Origin of the sequence: Modestobacter sp. VKM Ac-2979 (genome assembly GCF_026967995.1) — a bacterium.
Classification (GTDB): Bacteria; Actinomycetota; Actinomycetes; order Mycobacteriales; family Geodermatophilaceae; genus Modestobacter.
In genome coordinates this window covers 156,366-172,622 of the sequence record NZ_JAPVBO010000001.1, presented here as the reverse complement: position 1 = coordinate 172,622, position 16,257 = coordinate 156,366, and the positions used below count along the sequence as shown (strand labels likewise).

The 16,257-nt window shown below is 73.5% G+C and carries 17 protein-coding genes and 2 tRNA genes; 11 read left to right on the top strand and 8 right to left on the bottom strand.

Features of this window, described 5'->3' with window-relative positions; genetic code table 11:
* Both O2W15_RS00825 and O2W15_RS00820 read right to left on the bottom strand, forming a co-directional pair.
* Positions 1–1,125, bottom strand: a 1,125-nt coding sequence (locus O2W15_RS00825; RefSeq protein ID WP_269178002.1) for a polysaccharide deacetylase family protein, incomplete at its 3' end; no start/stop codon positions are given.
* 187 nt (positions 1,126–1,312) lie between these two features.
* A tRNA-Lys gene (locus O2W15_RS00820) sits at positions 1,313–1,385 on the bottom strand.
* A 199-nt stretch (positions 1,386–1,584) separates the two neighbouring features.
* On the opposite strand from O2W15_RS00820, the gene O2W15_RS00815 reads away from it, so the two are divergent.
* Complete coding sequence (locus tag O2W15_RS00815; RefSeq protein ID WP_269178001.1) at positions 1,585–2,796, top strand: L,D-transpeptidase; 1,212 nt, start codon at positions 1,585–1,587, stop codon at positions 2,794–2,796.
* Between the two features lie 31 nt (positions 2,797–2,827).
* Here the strand turns inward: O2W15_RS00815 and O2W15_RS00810 are convergent, their stop codons facing one another.
* The gene (locus O2W15_RS00810; protein WP_269178000.1) at positions 2,828–3,370 is read right to left on the bottom strand and encodes a DUF1353 domain-containing protein; all 543 of its coding nucleotides are present in this window, start codon (positions 3,368–3,370) and stop codon (positions 2,828–2,830) included.
* Between the two features lie 130 nt (positions 3,371–3,500).
* Here O2W15_RS00810 and O2W15_RS00805 point away from each other — a divergent pair, with 130 nt between their 5' ends.
* From O2W15_RS00805 to O2W15_RS00785, 5 genes are read left to right on the top strand one after another with little or no spacing between them, the layout of a single operon-like run.
* Positions 3,501–3,857 carry a DMT family transporter gene (locus tag O2W15_RS00805; RefSeq protein WP_269177999.1) on the top strand — a complete coding sequence of 119 codons (357 nt, stop codon included), beginning with the start codon at positions 3,501–3,503 and terminating at the stop codon, positions 3,855–3,857.
* Positions 3,854–4,174 (top strand): DMT family transporter, encoded by a 321-nt coding sequence (locus O2W15_RS00800; RefSeq protein ID WP_269177998.1) that lies wholly within the window; start codon positions 3,854–3,856, stop codon positions 4,172–4,174. The genes O2W15_RS00805 and O2W15_RS00800 overlap by 4 nt, the downstream gene beginning before the upstream one ends.
* 44 nt (positions 4,175–4,218) lie before the next feature.
* Entirely contained in the window at positions 4,219–4,614 is a 396-nt protein-coding gene (locus tag O2W15_RS00795) for an ArsR/SmtB family transcription factor (RefSeq protein WP_269177997.1), read from the top strand.
* Positions 4,611–5,237 carry a methyltransferase family protein gene (locus tag O2W15_RS00790; RefSeq protein ID WP_269177996.1) on the top strand — a complete coding sequence of 209 codons (627 nt, stop codon included), beginning with the start codon at positions 4,611–4,613 and terminating at the stop codon, positions 5,235–5,237. The genes O2W15_RS00795 and O2W15_RS00790 overlap by 4 nt, the downstream gene beginning before the upstream one ends.
* Positions 5,234–5,884, top strand: a complete 651-nt coding sequence (locus tag O2W15_RS00785) for a cation diffusion facilitator family transporter (RefSeq protein ID WP_269177995.1) — start codon at positions 5,234–5,236, stop codon at positions 5,882–5,884. Before O2W15_RS00790 ends, O2W15_RS00785 begins: the two co-directional genes overlap by 4 nt.
* A 6-nt stretch (positions 5,885–5,890) precedes the next feature.
* On the opposite strand, the gene O2W15_RS00780 is transcribed toward O2W15_RS00785, so the two are convergent.
* From O2W15_RS00780 to orn, 3 genes are all read right to left on the bottom strand, one after another.
* Entirely contained in the window at positions 5,891–6,766 is an 876-nt protein-coding gene (locus tag O2W15_RS00780) for a F510_1955 family glycosylhydrolase (RefSeq protein ID WP_269177994.1), read from the bottom strand.
* A gap of 189 nt (positions 6,767–6,955) precedes the next feature.
* Positions 6,956–7,031: transfer RNA gene (locus O2W15_RS00775), tRNA-His, on the bottom strand.
* Positions 7,032–7,093: 62 nt separating this feature from the next.
* A complete protein-coding gene (gene orn, locus O2W15_RS00770) occupies positions 7,094–7,765 on the bottom strand; it encodes an oligoribonuclease (RefSeq protein WP_269177993.1) in 672 nt (223 codons plus the stop codon).
* Between the two features lie 139 nt (positions 7,766–7,904).
* Between orn and O2W15_RS00765 the strand changes: the two genes are divergently transcribed.
* Entirely contained in the window at positions 7,905–9,128 is a 1,224-nt protein-coding gene (locus tag O2W15_RS00765) for a hypothetical protein (RefSeq protein ID WP_269177992.1), read from the top strand.
* Between the two features lie 117 nt (positions 9,129–9,245).
* Positions 9,246–11,015: a hypothetical protein gene (locus tag O2W15_RS00760; protein WP_269177991.1), complete on the top strand. Its 1,770-nt coding sequence runs from the start codon at positions 9,246–9,248 to the stop codon at positions 11,013–11,015.
* 62 nt (positions 11,016–11,077) lie between these two features.
* On the opposite strand, the gene O2W15_RS00755 is transcribed toward O2W15_RS00760, so the two are convergent.
* Positions 11,078–11,674: an SACE_7040 family transcriptional regulator gene (locus O2W15_RS00755; protein WP_269177990.1), complete on the bottom strand. Its 597-nt coding sequence runs from the start codon at positions 11,672–11,674 to the stop codon at positions 11,078–11,080.
* A gap of 63 nt (positions 11,675–11,737) precedes the next feature.
* On the opposite strand from O2W15_RS00755, the gene O2W15_RS00750 reads away from it, so the two are divergent.
* Entirely contained in the window at positions 11,738–13,339 is a 1,602-nt protein-coding gene (locus O2W15_RS00750; RefSeq protein WP_269177989.1) for a carboxyl transferase domain-containing protein, read from the top strand.
* 52 nt (positions 13,340–13,391) lie between these two features.
* Here the strand turns inward: O2W15_RS00750 and O2W15_RS00745 are convergent, their stop codons facing one another.
* On the bottom strand, positions 13,392–13,922 hold the full coding sequence (locus tag O2W15_RS00745) for a ferritin (protein ID WP_269161849.1): 531 nt from the start codon (positions 13,920–13,922) through the stop codon (positions 13,392–13,394).
* 98 nt (positions 13,923–14,020) lie between these two features.
* On the opposite strand from O2W15_RS00745, the gene O2W15_RS00740 reads away from it, so the two are divergent.
* Together O2W15_RS00740 and O2W15_RS00735 are read left to right on the top strand one after the other, a co-directional pair.
* Complete coding sequence (locus O2W15_RS00740) at positions 14,021–14,206, top strand: hypothetical protein (RefSeq protein WP_164702154.1); 186 nt, start codon at positions 14,021–14,023, stop codon at positions 14,204–14,206.
* Between the two features lie 55 nt (positions 14,207–14,261).
* Positions 14,262–16,256: an acetyl-CoA carboxylase biotin carboxylase subunit gene (locus O2W15_RS00735; protein ID WP_269177988.1), complete on the top strand. Its 1,995-nt coding sequence runs from the start codon at positions 14,262–14,264 to the stop codon at positions 16,254–16,256.
* Position 16,257 lies beyond the last annotated feature (1 nt).

Below are 16,257 nucleotides of genomic sequence, written 5' to 3'. Positions count from 1 at the left end.
TGCGGCCCAGGTGGCGTGGATGGCGCCGCGGACCTCGTGGGCGCCGGTGGCGGGGGACCAGTAGATCGAGCCGTTCTGGAAGTGGTTGTAGGCCCCGGTCTTGTTCGGGGTGGGCCTCTCGTTGGTGGTGGGGAAGCCGAGCGTGGAGTTCTCCCAGCCGAGTGCGGCCCAGGTGGCGTGGATGGCGCCGCGGACCTCGTGGGCGCCGGTGGCGGGGGACCAGTAGATCGAGCCGTTCTCGTAGTGGGTGTAGGCGCCAGACCCATCCGGGGTCGGCTGCTGCTGCGTGACCGGCTCGCCCAGCAAACTCGCCGGCCCGCCGAGGGCGTTGTAGTGCATCGCGATCGGGCTGGGGTTGAACTGCTGCCCGGCCGGGTCGGTGAAGACGTAACCGCGGGACTGGTAGGACTCGATGATCCGGTCCAACGCCTCGATCGTGTTCTGCCGGTACTGCACCGGCGGGCCGTCGTGCAGCAGCACGATGGGGTGGTCGTACACAGGGTTGGTGGCCCGCTGCACGATCGTGTCCTGGTATGAGGGGCTGAGGTCTGAGGGCGCGTCCCAGTCGCGGGGGTCGTTCGACCAGTCGGCGATGGTCATGCCCCGTGCCCACGCCAGGTCCTTGACCGAGGCGCTGTAGTGCGAGCCGCCCGGTCCGCGGAAGAAGCATGGGTGCAGGCCGCTCGCCGTATAGATCGCGTCGGTGGCGCTGTCCATCTGGGCCGCCTGCTCCGACCGGGAGAGCGAGTCCAGGTCGGGATGGGTCCGGGTGTGGTTCCCGATGGAGTGGCCCTCGGCGATGATCCGCCGGACCAGCTCCGGATCGTCCTCGGCGTGCGTGCCCATGACGAAGAACGTGGCGTGGATCCCGTAGGCGGCCAGGACGTCGAGCACCTGCGGCGTCCAGCGCGGGGAGGGCCCGTCGTCGAACGTCAACGCGACGTTGCGGGGGTACGTCGCCGGCGTCTGGTTGAGGACGTAGCGGATCGGTTCCGGGCAGTCGTTGCTCGGCTGGCCGGACGCGGTGCCGGGCAGGCCTACGACGACGCCGGCCGCGGCCAGGGTGGCGATCAGCGAGGATCGGACGGCGTGCCGGCGCTCCGGGAACCGCGGGCGGGTACGCATCGGACCTCCGTGGTGCTCCTCGTCATCATCGACGTCCACGAGAGTTCCAGGCAGGCAGCAGGTGTCAAGGCAGCAGGTACACGGCATCCGGGCCCGACCGTTCCGGGATCCGGGGCGCGCACCGGTGGTCGGCCCGGACGCCGAAACGCCCCGCCCAGGTGGACCCGGGCGGGGCGTCAGAGGTGGGTGCGCCATCAGGGACTCGAACCCCGAACCCGCTGATTAAGAGTCAGCTGCTCTGCCAATTGAGCTAATGGCGCGTGTCGCTCGACGTGGTCGGGCAACAGGAGAGGACTCTACACGCCGATCCGGCTCCACCGTCCGATGGGGTCGGGTCATCCACGTCACGTGTTGCGGCGCACAACGAACTGTCAGCAGGAGCGTGGAGACTGGGCGACGGTGCGGACGCCCGCCGGGAAGGCCCCGGTCGGCGCGCACCGGAACAGGGGACAGGTCTTCGTGGGTTCGCAGCAGGCGAGACGGTTCGCTGCAGTGCTCATCGCCGCGTTGCTCGCCGTGCTGGCGGCCTGCTCGGGGTCGTCGTCCGAGGCCGCGCCGGACGACGCGGCCGGGTCGCCGACCGCCACACCCGTCGCGCCCGCCGTGGTGACGGTGAGCCTGGCCGACGGGGCCGCCGACGTCCCACCGACCACCCCGCTGGAGGTCACCGTCACCGGTGGCGAGCTGGGCGACGTCACCGTCGCGGACGCCACCGGCGCCGAGCTGACCGGCAGTCTCGAGCCCCTGGCGGGCGATCCGTCCACCGCCGTGTGGACGTCGGAGGGCGAGCTGGACTACGGCACGAGCTACACGGTCACCGCCACGGCCGCCAACGCCGCCGCCGACGAGAGCACCGCCACCTCGACCTTCACCACGGTGACCCCGGAGACGCTGTCCACCCCGGGCATCGGCCCGCTGGACGGCACCACCGTGGGTGTCGGCATGCCGATCCGGGTCTTCTTCGACGAGCCGGTCGCTGACCAGGCCGCGGTGGAGAGCCACCTCCTCGTCACCAGCAGCACGCCCACCGACGGGGTCTGGAACTGGGTGCGCGACGACGAGGTGCACTTCCGGCCTTCCACCTACTGGCCGGCCGACACCGAGGTGACGCTGGAGGCCGACCTGTACGGGGTCGACTTCGGCGAGGGCGTCTGGGGCGAGAAGGACCGCACCATCTCCTTCAGCGTGGGGGAGCGGCACGTCTCCGTCGCCGACGCCGCGGCCCACACCCTGACCGTCCACGACGGCGATCAGCTCGTGCAGACCTTCCCGATGAGCGCCGGCGACGCGGAGAACCCGACGCACAACGGTGCGCACGTCGTCCTGGAGAAGTTCGCCGACATCACCATGGACTCCTCGACGTTCGGCCTGGCCGTCGACGCACCCGGTGGCTACCGCACCGACGTCGAGTACGCGACGCGCATCTCCAACAACGGCGAGTTCGTGCACGCCGCCCCGTGGTCGCTGGCCGACCAGGGCTCGCGGAACGTGAGCCACGGCTGCATCAACCTGGCCACCGAGAACGCGAAGTGGTTCTACGACTTCTCCCAGCCCGGTGACGTCGTCGAGGTCGTCAACTCGATCGGCGGCACGCTGACCGCCGCCGACGGCGACATCTACGACTGGGCCATCCCGTGGGAGGAGTGGACGGCGGGCAGCGCGCTGTCCTGAGCATCCGGGCACCCGGCCGGCGCCGGCCGGGTCAGTGCCACACGTCGGGTTTTGGTTCCGGCGTGCGACCTGCGGTCAGCCGGGTGACCAGCGACTCGGCGACCCGGTAGACCGCCAGCGCCACCGCGATCACCCCCGCCGGCGGGACGACGACCGGAGCGGCCAGCACCGAGAGGGCCAGCACCCGCGGGGCGTCGCGCCACCAGCCCGCCCGCCGCACCGGGTTGACCAGCGCCCCCCAGCGGACGCCGCACCACATCAGCCAGCGGCGCAGCGGCGGCACTCCGAGCTCGCGCATCACCCGCCGGAAGACCCCGTCGGCGTCCCGGGCGGAGACCAGCCCGCCGGGCACCGCGACGTCGGTCAGCCAGTCGTGCAGGACGGCGGCCGGCGTGTAGCGCCCGGAGCGCGGGAAGAGCCACACCACGACGCGGGGGACCGAGGCGAAGTCGGTCCGGAAACCGGGTGGGACGACGAAGGTGTCCCGGTCACCGCGGTAGACCAGGGGCGCCAGCACCTCCCACGTGTTGTCGGTGGCCCGGCGCACGGTGAGGGCGAGGGAGTCGAAGGGCACGGTCGGGAGGATCCCCCCGCGCACCGTCCCCGACACCCGCCCCGCCCGGATCGCCGGTCGCGGCCGGATGGTGAGGTGACCGGGTGAGACCGGACCGGAAGTCGGGAGACCGTTTCGACAGGAGTGCCGCGTGAACCGGTGGTTGTGGCTGACCGGTGCGATCGTCGTCGAGGTCGCCGCGACCCTCGCGCTGCGCGCGGCCACCGAGCAGGCCGCCTGGTACCTGCCGGTGGTCGTCGGCTATGTCGCCTCGTTCCTCTTCCTGGCCGGTGCCCTGCGTCAGGGGATGGCCATCGGCGTCGCCTACGGCATCTGGGGTGCCAGCGGGGTGGTGCTCACGGCCGTCGCCGCAGCCTTCCTGTTCGGTGAGCCGCTGACCCCGCTGATGGGCCTGGGCTTCGCGGTCATCGTCGCCGGGGTGCTGCTCGTGGAGCTCGGCGCGCACCGCGCCGAGCAGGCGCCCGCACGGATGGGGGAGGGGCGGTGACCTGGCTGTTCCTGGCCGCGGCCATCGGCTGCGAGGTGGCTGCCACCATGTCGTTGCGCGCCTCCGACGGTCTGCGCGACAAGCGCTGGGCCCCGCTGATCGTCGTGGGGTACCTGGCCTGCTTCTCCTTCCTCACCCTCGCGCTGAAGGCGGGGCTGGCCGTTGGCGTGGCCTACGGCATCTGGGTCGCCAGCGGCGTCGCGTTGACCGCCGTGCTTGCGCACCTCGCGTTCCGCGACCCGCTCACCCGGACGATGGGGGCCGGCATCGCGCTCATCGCGGTGGGCGTCCTGCTCGTCGAGCTCGGCGCCCACTGAGCGACTCTGTCCACCACATCGTCTGTTGTGGCTATCATCGCCGCATGACGATGCTGGAGGACGGCGCGGCCATGACGTCGGCGGGAGATGGCGCGCCTGCGGTCGACGAGTCCGCCGCGCTCACTGCGGCGGCGTGCATGTTCCGCAGCCTGGGTGACCCGGCCCGGCTGGCGATCGTGCGGCACCTGACTCTCGGCGAGCACAAGGTCGTGGAGCTGACCGAGCACCTGGGCCTGGCCCAGTCGACGGTGTCGGCACACCTGTCCTGCCTGCGCGACTGCGGGCTGGTCACCTCCCGGCCCCAGGGTCGTGCCTCGATGTGGTCGCTGACGACCGCCCCTCAGCTGCTGGCGCTGCTCGCCGCGGCCGAGCAGCTGCTCTCCGCCACCGGCGACGCCGTCGCGCTGTGTCCCACCTACGGCCAGCGGAGCCGGTCGTGATCGTCGTTGCGCTCGTCCTCTACGTCGTCGCACTGGTCGTGCTGTTCGGCGTGCGGTCATGGGTCCAGCACCGGCGCACCGGCTCGGCCGGCTTCCACGGCATCTCCGGCACCCCCGCCCGAGCCGGGTGGTGGGGCGGTGTGCTGTTCGTGGTCGCGCTGGTGCTCGGCCTGGCCGGCCCGCTGCTCGCCGTCCTCGGCGTGACCAGCACTCATCCGCCGGTGGCAGTCCAGGTCCTCGGCCTGGTGCTGGCGTCGGCCGGGTTCCTCGCGACGCTGGCCGGCCAGACCGGCATGGGCGATTCATGGCGGATCGGCGTCGACCCGGCCGAGCGCACCGGACTGGTCACCGGCGGGGTCTTCGCCCAGGTCCGCAACCCGGTCTTCGCGGCGATGGTCACCGCGCAGGCGGGTGTCACGCTGATGGTCCCCTCGCCGGTCAGCGTGGCGGCGCTGGTCGCCTTGGTCGTGGCGGTCGAGCTGCAGGTGCGCACGGTCGAGGAGCCGTACCTGCGTGCCGTGCACGGCGAGGTCTACACCGACTACGCCGCCAGGACGGGCCGCTTCCTGCCCGGCATCGGCCGACTCGCCCCCGCCGTGCCCACGCAGGGGGTCTCCGCGTGACCGCCCGGCCGATCGACCTGAGCGAGGCCGAGACCGAACGGCTGACCCGCCGCGGGCTGCGCCTGGCGCAGTTCACCGTGGTCTACAACGTCGCCGAGGGTGCCGTCGCGATCACCGCCGGCCTGCTCGCCGGGCTGGTGTCCCTGGTGGGCTTCGGCGTCGACTCCGGCATCGAGTCCCTCGCCGCCGTCCTCGTGGGGCTGCGGCTGGCGGCCCGGCTGCGGCACGGCAGCATCGACGAGGACAAGGAGCGTCGCGCGCTCAAGGCCGTGGCGATCACCTTCTTCGTCCTGGCCGCGTACGTGCTGATCGAGGGTGTCCGCAGCCTGCTCGGCGACGAGGAGCCGAACACCTCCACCGTCGGGCTCGTCCTGCTGGCCGCCTCCATCGTGGTCATGCCTCTGCTGGCCCGCGCCAAGCGCCGCGTCGGGCTGGCGCTCGGCGGCGACCCGCTGGTCCTCGCCGACGCGGCCGAGACCCGGATCTGCGTGCTGCTGAGCATCTCCACCCTCGCCGGGCTGGGGCTCTACGCGCTCACCGGCGCCGCCTGGCTCGACCCGGTCGCCGGCTTCGTCATCGCGGCCTTCGCCGTCCACGAGGGCCGGGAGGCGTGGGAGGGCGAACTCGTCGAGGACGACGACGACTGAGGGGCGTCAGGACTCCCGGTACCACTCGGTGAAGGTCTCCCCGCCGTCCGTGGAGGCCAGGACCGCGCCCTCGACGGCGACGTAGACGTCCTGCCCGTCCACGGTCAGCGCCTCCGGCGGGCCCCCGGCGCTGCCGCGCTCGGCCCAGGTCCGGCCCCCGTCGGCGCTGCCGAACACCGTTCCGTCGGGGGAGACGCCCACCGCAGAGCTGCCGTCGGCGGCGATGTCGACCAGGACCAGCAGCGGTGCGTCCGGGACGGCGGTGAAGGTGCCCCCGGCGTCCTCGCTCACCACCAGACCGGCTTCGATGGTGGCGAGCACTCGCTGCGGATCAGCCGGGTCGGCGGCCAGGTCGGCGAGCCGCAGCTGGCCGCGGTCGGCCCACTCGACGCCGTCCTCGCTGACCAGCAGCCGGCCGCGGCTGTACCCGTAGACCACACCGTCGGCGGCGTCCAGTGCGTGGAAGTCGGCCTCCCCGGCCAGCGACAGGGTCTCCCAGGTCTGCCCGCCGTCGGTGCTCTCGAGCAGGCCCAGGTCGGCCGGGCCCTCCTGCCCCTCGCCGGGGTGGCCGCTGGCCAGGTAGCGCTCCGGGCCTACGACGGTGAAGCCCATGAAGTCCTGCACCCGGTCGGCGATCCGGGTCAGCTCCCCGTCCGGGGAGATGCGCACCAAACCGTGGTGCGTCCCTGCGACCAGGGCGTCGTCGGCCGGGTCGATGCCCAGCCCGTGCACGTGCTCGAGGGTCACGTCCTCCGGGGAGGCGTGGGTGCCCTCGTCGTGGCTGTGCGCCTCGCCGTCGGCTGCGACCTGGTCTCCGGCAGTGGCGTCGGTGCCGCACCCGGCGAGGAGCAGTGCCCCGGCCGCGGCGGCACCGACCAGCACCCGACGGCGTGGACCCGTGGCGGCTGCGGGGACGGATCGAGCGGCTCGGGACGGCAGGACGGACGGTGACATGAGCTCCCCACAGAGACCGGACGGGCGTACTGCTCCACACAGCATCCGCCGCCGGCCGGGCCGGCGGCGCCGAGACGGACGGAGGCCCCGGTCAGCGAACTGACCAGGGCCTCCGGGTGGGGTGAGTGACGGGACTTGAACCCGCGACATCCAGGATCACAACCTGGCGCTCTACCAGCTGAGCTACACCCACCATGCACACCGGGCGGCTGGCGAGAGCCGACCCGGTGGACGAGAACACGATACCGGAGGCGGTCAGCTCTCCGACGAGGCCGGGGTCGGGGCCGGCTCGGGGTCGACCGCGAGCAGTGGAGCGAAGGCCGCCACGACGTCGGTGGCCGCCGCCTGGGCCTGGTCGCTGCTGGGACCCGGCTCGGGCACGAAGAGGGTCTGCCGGTAGTACGCCAGCTCCCGGATCGACTCCAGGATGTCGGCCAGCGCCCGGTGGGCCAGGCCCTTGGGCGGCTGGGCGAAGTAGACCCGGGGGAACCAGCGCCGGCCGAGCTCCTTGATCGAGGAGACGTCGATCATCCGGTAGTGCAGGTGGTCGTCGAGCTCGGGCATGTCCCGGGCCAGGAAGCCGCGGTCGGTGCCGATCGAGTTGCCGCACAGCGGGGCGGTGCGGCGCTCGGGGACGAACCGCTTCACGTAGGCGAGCACCAGGGCCTGGGCCTCCTCGAGGGTGACCGTGGAGGCGCGCACCTCCTCGGTGAGCCCGGACTTGGCGTGCATCTCGGTGACCACGTCGGCCATGCCGGCCAGGTCGGAGTCCTCGGCGTGGATGATCACGTCCAGACCCGCGTCGAGCACGTTCAGCTGGGAGTCGGTGACCACGACCGCGACCTCGATGAGCTTGTCGCTGGCCAGGTCGAGCCCGGTCATCTCACAGTCGATCCAGACCAGGTTGTTCGCTGCGCTGTCGGCCACGGCCGCGACCCTACGCACCGCTCGGCGGACCACCGGCCACACCCGCCCCACCGCTCCCGGTCCGCTCCGGCAATCGGGTCTCCGGGCCATCTCCCGCCGCTACAGTCCGGGCTCCTGCACCGACCTCGCGGAGCCGCTCGTGTCCTCCAGCACCTCCCTCACCCCGCGCTCCGACACGGCGGTGCCGGCACCGGCCTCGCCGGGCGCCGCGTTCCGGCACCCGATCGCGCTCCTGCGTTGGCTCTGGCAGGCCTACCTGACCCCCGGCCGCCCCGGCCGGCCCACCAGCCAGGACGAGCTGCGCTGGGTCTACACGGCCTGGCTGGCTGCGTTCGCGCTGAAGATGCTCGGCTCCTCCTGGGACGTCTCCTGGCACTTCAAGTGGCTGCGCGACGACCTGGCCCCGCCGCACCTGCTCAACTCGGCCGGCACCGTGCTCGTCGTCGCCCTCGTCGTCTTCCACAGCTACAGCGGCTACGGCGTCGACCGGCGGGCACTGCAGCTCATGCAGGCCGGCATCGGCACCTTCCTGGTCGCCGTCCCGATCGACGTCCTCAACCACCGCATCAACGGGCTGGACATCACCAGCTGGAGCCCCAGCCACGCGCTGCTGTACGTGGGGACGGCGATCATGCTCGCCGGTGCCATCCGGGGCTGGTGGCTCTACGCGGCACCCGGCCGGCTGCGCGACCTGGTGTCGCTGGGGCTGTGGCTGTTCTTCGTGGAGAACCTGCTCTTCCCCAACCAGCACCAGGAGTACGGGGTGCTGTCCCTGGCCGACTACCGCGCCGGCCGCACCACCGCCGAACCGCAGCTGCTCGACTTCGCCGCCTCCCAGGGGCAGACCCCGATCCAGTTCATGCTCCCGGTGCCCGCCTGGGTGCACCCGGCCTGGTTGGTCTGCGCCGGGCTGCTCGCCCTGGTGGTGGCCCGCAGGACCGTCGGCCTGCGCTGGACGGCGACGACCCTGGCCGGGGTCTACCTCGCCTACCGGGCGGTGACCGGGCTGCTGCTGGACGCCACCGGCTTCCCGCCCTCGGTCCTGCCGCTGATGCTGCTGGCCGGCGCGGTCCTCGTCGACCTGGCCGTGCTCGCCCGGGTCCCGGGCTGGCTGGCCGGCCTGGCCGTCACCGGGGGAGTGGCCGCCGCGGCGGTGGTCCAGTCGACGCTCGACGTCATCCCGCCGTGGAACTGGTCGGCCCTGCCCCTGGTGGCCGCCGGCCTCGCCGTGCTGTGGGGCGCACTGGACGTGCTGACCAGGAGCTCCTGGTGGGTCCGCTGGCAGGCGCCGCTGGAGCCGGGCCGCCCCTCGGCCGCGGACACGCCGGTCGCGGTCACGGACGGCGGCGCGTCCTCGCGCTGAGCCCGGGACGGGCCGGTCGATGACGTAACGTCGAACCGGTCCGCCGCCCAGCCGCCGCGGCGCCCGCCGCGGCCGCACCCGTCCCGCCGCGCCCCGCTGCCTGCCCCTGGAGAGTCCGTGCTGATCCTCACGCCGACGCCGCTGCAGACAGCGGCCGAGCGTGCGTTCTTCGCCGAACTCGCCGGCTGGGACACCGGCAGCGGCGTGCGCGGTGCGGTGATGGCCGCACTGCCGGTCGTCGAGGGGCCGATGCAGCGCCGGCAGTCCGACGCCGTGCTGTTCGTGCCCGAGGGCGTCGCCGTCGTCCGGGTGGTCGAGGTGGAGCGCCAGTCCGGCGTCGTCACCGCCTCACCCGAGGGCGCCTGGACCATCGGTCCCGGCGACGGCCCCGGTGAGGTGCTCCAGCTGGCCGGTGGGGGCTCCAACCCACTCGACGGCCTGATGCGGTCGGGCATGCACGCCGCCGTGACGCTGCGGCAGGCCGGGCTGGAGCCCGGGCGGATCGCCCGGCTCACCGTCCTCACCGGCTCGGTGACCGGACTGCTGCCGGCCGACGGCGACCTGGGCGAGGGTGACCAGGTCGCCCTCCTGGACTCGGGCTCGCTGCAGCTCGGGGTCGCCCGCGCGGCCCGGCACGCGGGCACGGACAACCCCCGACTGTGGACGACGGCCGACGTCCGGGCCGGCATCGAGGCCCTCGGCATGGCCGGCCGGATCCCCACGGTCGAGGAGCTCAACGGCGAGGGGTTCCCCTACTCGCCCTACGTGCTGCGCCGTCCGGACCTGCTGACCCCGGCCGCGCTGAACGCCGCACCCCGCCGTACCACCGTCGCCGCGCCGACGTCCGCACCAGCGGACGGGGCGAGGCGCAGCAGCGGCGAGGCCGGGCCGCTGGTCGACCCGGCCGCCGCCGCCCGGATCGCCGCCGCCGCCGTCGAGGCGCAGGAGGCCGCCGAGCGGAGGGACGTCGCGCCGCAGTCCGCCGCCGCCCCGCCCGCGGAGGAGGCTCCCTCGGACCGCCGGCCGCCGGGCCGCCCCGGCGACACCATGGCGCTGGTCCACGAGCCGGCCGCGCCCTCGGCGGACGACACCGGTGGGCTGGGTGGGCTCTTCGGTGCCGCCGGCGCCTCGGCGCCCGTCGCGGAGCCCACCCCACCGCGGCTGCGCGAGCTGCCGCCGGAGCTCCGTCCCCGCCCGCAGGTGCGGTCCGTCGGACCGGCGGGGGGCAGCACGGCGACCGCCCGGGGTGACTCCTCCCGCGGCAGGCAGGTCGCCCTGGTGCTGGCGGCGCTGGCGGTGGTGGCGCTGCTCGTCGTCGTGGGCGTCCTGGCGCTCAGCGACGACGACGGCGACGCGCGGGCGACGACGGCGGGCGCGACCGCCGGCTCAGCACCCGCCACGTCGGCGGCCCCGGGCCCCGTCGTCGGCGCCACCGCGGTCGTCAACGGCACCACCTTCACGCTGCGCGTGGTCGAGGAGAACTCGACCTGCATCGGGCACTCCTACGACGCCGTCGCCGGGTTCTTCGCCAACAACGACTGCACCGACCTGGACCGGGCGCTGTGGTCGGCCGAGGTCGAGGGCCTGCCCGCCGTCGTCTCGGTGGCCCGGGTGACCATGCCCGACCCGGCGAGCGCGCAGGCGCTCCGGTCGCTGGCCGACACCGACGGCAGCGGCAACGTCAGCGACCTGCTGCGCGAAGGCGCGAGCTACGAGGGTGCTCCCCAGGGGCTCTCCGGCGCGCAGTACGCCAGCAGTCAGCAGGGCGCCACGGTCAGCATCGTGGAGACCTCGTGGGCCGGGGCCGAGCGGGGCGCCACCTCGGCGCTGGACGCCCTGGCCAGCGCCGGGCTCTCGCTGCCCGGCGACGGGGTCGACGCCAACTGAAGAAGGACCCCGCTGCCCCCCACCGCTCGCGAGCTCGCGGCGGGGCCCTGCAGCGGGGCCGTTCAGGCGAGGGCGGCGGCGATCGCCATCTCGGCCAGCAACCCGGCCATCGCCGGGCGGGCGACCCGGCCTGCGCTGTGCGGGGTGGAGTTGATCAGCCCGAAGAGCGCGTGCGCCCGAGCGCGGCAGGCCGCCGTCGAGGCCTCGGGGTGGAGCCGGGCCAGCACGGCGACCCACTCCTCGACGTAGCGCCGCTGCAGCTGCCGCACCTGGCGGGCGTCCCGGTCGGTCAGTGCGCCGAGGTCGCGGTCCTGCACCGTGATCAACGCGGGGTTGTCCAGCGCGAAGTCGACCTGGAACTCCACCAGGGCGCGCAGCTGGTCGACCGGTGACGCCCCGGCCGCCGCGACCCGTTCGGTGCCGCCGGCCAGCAGCCGCTCGCTGATCCGCAGCAGCATCTCGGCCAGCATGGCGTCCTTGCTGGCGAAGTGCCGGTAGATCGCCGGGCCGGTCACCCCCACCGCGGCGCCCACGTCGTCGACGCCGACCGCGCGCGAGCCCCGTTCGGCGAAGAGCTGGGCGGCCGCGCGCAGGATCTGCTCCCGGCGGGACGGGTTCGCCGCGTCGCTGTGCAGGGCGCTGTCCTGCTGGGACGTCACGGCGTCAGGTTAATCGCCGTTCACCCTGGACCAACACTGTGAACCGTGGTTAACCTCACTCCCGTGGACGCACCGGTGCTGCCCAGTGCCCCGTCGGCGGACCCGGCGGTGGCCGGCAACGCCGCGCACCACGCCGGCCTGGCCGCCGCGCTGGCCGCGCAGCTGGCCCGGGTGGCGCTCGGTGGGGGTGAGCGGGCCCGGCAGCGGCACACCGACCGCGGCAAGCTCCTGCCCCGCGAGCGCGTCGACGCGCTGCTGGACCCCGGGAGCCCGTTCCTGGAGCTGTCGCCGCTGGCCGCGCACGGCCTCTACGACGACGAGGCGCCGGCCGCCGGGATCATCACCGGGGTCGGGCGGGTGGCCGGTCGCGAGGTGGTCGTCGTCGCCAACGACGCCACCGTCAAGGGCGGCACCTACTACCCGATGACGGTGAAGAAGCACCTGCGGGCGCAGGAGGTGGCCAAGGAGAACCGGCTGCCCTGCATCTACCTGGTCGACTCCGGCGGGGCCTTCCTGCCGCTGCAGGACGAGGTCTTCCCCGACCGCGAACACTTCGGTCGGATCTTCTTCAACCAGGCGAACCTGTCCAAGGCCGGGATCCCGCAGATCGCCGCCGTCCTCGGGTCGTGCACCGCCGGCGGTGCCTACGTGCCGGCGATGAGCGACGAGGCGGTCATCGTCCGCGGCCAGGGCACGATCTTCCTGGGCGGCCCGCCGCTGGTGAAGGCGGCGACGGGGGAGGAGGTCAGCGCCGAGGACCTCGGCGGCGGCGACCTGCACTCCCGGGTCAGCGGCGTCACCGACCACCTCGCCGAGGACGACGCGCACGCGCTGCAGATCGTCCGGCAGATCGTCGGCACCCTCGGCCCGCGCGAGCCCCGGCCCTGGGACGTCGAGCCGGTCGAGGAGCCCGCGTACCCGGCGGAGAGCCTCTACGACGTCGTCCCGGTCGACACGCGCACGCCCTACGACGTCCGCGAGGTGATCGCCCGGCTGGTCGACGGCAGCCGGTTCGCCGAGTTCAAGCCGCTGTACGGGTCCACGCTGGTCACCGGCTTCGCCCGGCTGCACGGGCACCCGGTGGGGATCATCGCCAACAACGGCGTCCTGTTCGGTGAGTCCGCGCTCAAGGGCGCGCACTTCATCGAGCTGTGCGACCGGCGCAAGACCCCGCTGCTGTTCCTGCAGAACATCTCCGGGTTCATGGTCGGCCGCGACTACGAGGCCGGCGGCATCGCCAAGCACGGCGCGAAGATGGTCACCGCCGTGGCCTGCGCGCGGGTGCCCAAGCTGACCGTCGTCATCGGTGGCTCGTTCGGCGCCGGCAACTACTCGATGTGCGGCCGGGCGTACTCACCCCGGTTCCTGTTCACCTGGCCCAACGCCCGCATCTCGGTGATGGGCGGGGAGCAGGCGGCCAGCGTGCTGGCGCAGGTCCGCCGGGACCGGCTCGGGGACGACTGGAGCGCCGAGGACGAGGAGGCGTTCAAGGCGCCGATCCGCCAGCGCTACGAGGAGCAGGGCCACCCGTACCACGCCACCGCCCGGCTCTGGGACGACGGCGTCATCGACCCCGCCCAGACCCGCACCGTGCTCGGGCTCGCGCTCTCCGCGTGCGCCAACGCCCCCCTCGAGGAGGTCGGCTATGGCGTCTTCCGGATGTGAGCGGTCGCCCTGGTCCCACCAAAATGGCCATTTCGGTGGGACCGGAGCGGGGTCAGTTGGTGGCGCCGGCGATCGCGGGGGCCATCGGGTCGGTGCCCTCGGGCTTGACCTCGCGCAGCACGTAGTCCTCGATCTGCTCCACGTCGTGGGCCGAGCGGCGGACGACGGTGAGCAGGTCGCTCATCTTGCTGACCTCCTCGACCTGCTCCTTGATGAACCACTGCATGAACTGGTCGGAGGCGAAGTCGTTGTGCTGCCGGGCGACCGCGGTGAGCTGGTTGATCTGCTCGGTGACCCGCTTCTCCTGCTCCAGGGCGAGGGCGACCGGCGCCACGACGTCGGAGAACTCGGTGGTCGGGGCCGCGATGCCGGGGATCTTCACCGGGGCGTCGGCGTCGAGCAGGTAGCGGACCATCATCATCGCGTGGTCGCGCTCCTCGCCGGCCTGGTCGAAGAACAGCTGCGCGGTCTGCGGCATGGTCTGCTCGTCGAAGTAGATGGCGCAGGCGACGTACTGCTGGTGGGCGGCGAACTCGTGGCCGATCTGGGCGTTGAGCAGGTCGATGAAGGCATCGGCGGCCATCGGGACTCCTGTAGGTCGCTGGGTGACGTCCCTCGAACGGTATCGGGCGACACGCCGCACCCGTGGACGGGTCGGCAAGGCATGGCTAACCTCACCGCGTGGGGAAGCCGGCCAAGATGCCCAAGAAGAAGTGCTGCGTCGACAAGCCGCGGTGCGGTCGCTGTCCGCTGCGGGCGCTCGCCGAGGGGACGCTCCCGCCCGGCTACACCGTCAAGAAGCGCCGGCTGGTCAAGGCCACCAAGGCCGACGTCGTCCTCGCGAAGAGCACCCGCAAGGCGGCCTGATCCCACCTGGGGCCGGAGTCGCGCTCTTGGCCCCTTCCGTGGGGGGTGCTGAGGCGTGTTCGAGACCGTCCTGGTCGCCAACCGCGGGGAGATCGCCGTCCGGGTCATCCGGACGCTGCGGGCGATGGGCATCCGCTCGGTCGCGGTGTACAGCGAGGCCGACACCGGTGCGCTGCACACCCGGCTGGCCGACGTCGCCGTCCCGATCGGGCCCGCCCCGGCCGCGCTGAGCTACCTGTCCATCGAGCGGGTGCTGGACGCCGCCCGGCGCACCGGCGCGCAGGCCGTGCACCCCGGCTACGGCTTCCTCTCCGAGAACGTCGAGTTCGCCCGCGCCTGCGAGAAGGCCGGGATCGTCTTCATCGGCCCGCCGGTCGCCGCGATCGAGGCGATGGGCGACAAGATCCGGGCCAAGCAGACCGTCGCCGCCGCCGGGGTGCCGGTCGTGCCAGGCCGCACCGAGCCGGGCATGGACGACGCCGCGGTCGCCCGGGCCGCGGTCGAGGTCGGCTTCCCGGTGCTGCTCAAGCCCAGCGCCGGCGGTGGCGGCAAGGGCATGCGGGTGGTGCGCGACCCGGCCGAGCTGGCCGAGCAGATCGCCGGTGCCCGCCGCGAGGCCCGCAGCTCCTTCGGCGACGACACGCTGCTGGTCGAGCGCTACCTCGGGCACTCCCGGCACATCGAGGTGCAGGTCTTCGGCGACGAGCACGGCACCGTGGTCCACCTGGGCGAGCGGGAGTGCAGCCTGCAGCGCCGGCACCAGAAGGTGATCGAGGAGGCGCCGTCCCCGCTGCTCTCCCCGGCCCAGCGGCAGGCGATGGGCGCAGCGGCGGTCGAGGCAGCCCGGGCGGTCGGCTACACCGGCGCCGGGACGGTCGAGTTCATCGTCGACGCCGACTCCCCGCAGGACTTCTTCTTCCTGGAGATGAACACCCGGCTGCAGGTCGAGCACCCGGTCACCGAGTGCGTCACCGGGCTGGACCTGGTGGAGCTGCAGCTGCGGGTGGCGGCCGGGGAGCGGCTGCCGATCGGGCAGGACGACGTCCGGCTGACCGGCCACGCGATCGAGGCGCGGGTCTACGCCGAGGACCCGGCGCGCGGGTTCCTGCCGCAGGCCGGTGCGGTCGTCGGGCTGGTCGAGCCGACCGGCGCCGGCGTCCGGGTGGACAGCTCGCTGCGGGTCGGCGGCGTCATCGGCACCGACTACGACCCGATGCTGGCCAAGGTGATCGCCTGGGGCCCGGACCGGGAGACCGCCCGCGCGCGGCTGGTCACCGCCCTCGGTGACACCGCCGTCCTGGGCGTGGCCACCAACACCGGCTTCCTGCGAGACCTGCTGACCGACCCCGACGTCGTCGCCGGCCGGCTGGACACCGGGCTGATCGAACGCCGCGGCGAGGCGCTGACCGGTGCCCGGCCGATCCCCCCGCACGTCCACGCCGCGGCGGCGCTGGCGCTGCTGGCCGAGGTCGAGCCCCGGGGCGCAGCGGTCGACCCGTGGGCGGACACCTCGGGCTGGCGGCTCGGCGAGCCGGCCTGGACGGTGCGCCGGCTGCAGGCGCCCGGCGCCGATCCGGTGACGGTGCGGGTGCGCGGCCGGTCGACGGCGGCGCAGGTGCGCGTCGGGGACGGCGAGCCGATGACCGCCCGGGTCGACCGGGACGGCGACCTGCTCGGCGTGACCCTCGACGACGTCACCACCCGCTACACCGTGGTGCACGCCGGGGGCACGGTCTGGCTCGCCGGGGACGGGCACGCGGTCGGGCTGCGCGAGCACGAACGGCTCGCCACGGCCGGGACGGCGGCCGGGTCCGACGGTGCGGTGACCGCACCGATGCCCGGCACGGTCACGGTCGTACAGGTGTCCCTCGGGGACCAGGTGGAGGCGGGAACCCCGCTGCTGGTCGTCGAGGCGATGAAGATGGAGCACGTGCTGACCGCCCCGCTCGCGGGGACGGTCACCGAGCTCCCGGTGACGGCCGGCCAGTCGGTCCGGCTCGACGAGCGGGTGGCCGTGGTGACCCCACCGGCGCCCGGCGAGGAGGAGTGAC

What these genes read in the sequence shown, in the direction of transcription:
- O2W15_RS00795 (WP_269177997.1), top strand. Translation starts at nt 4,219, where the DNA reads ATGACGATGCTGGAGGACGGCGCGGCCATGACGTCGGCGGGAGATGGC.
- O2W15_RS00745 (WP_269161849.1), bottom strand. Translation starts at nt 13,922, where the DNA reads ATGGCCGCCGATGCCTTCATCGACCTGCTCAACGCCCAGATCGGCCAC.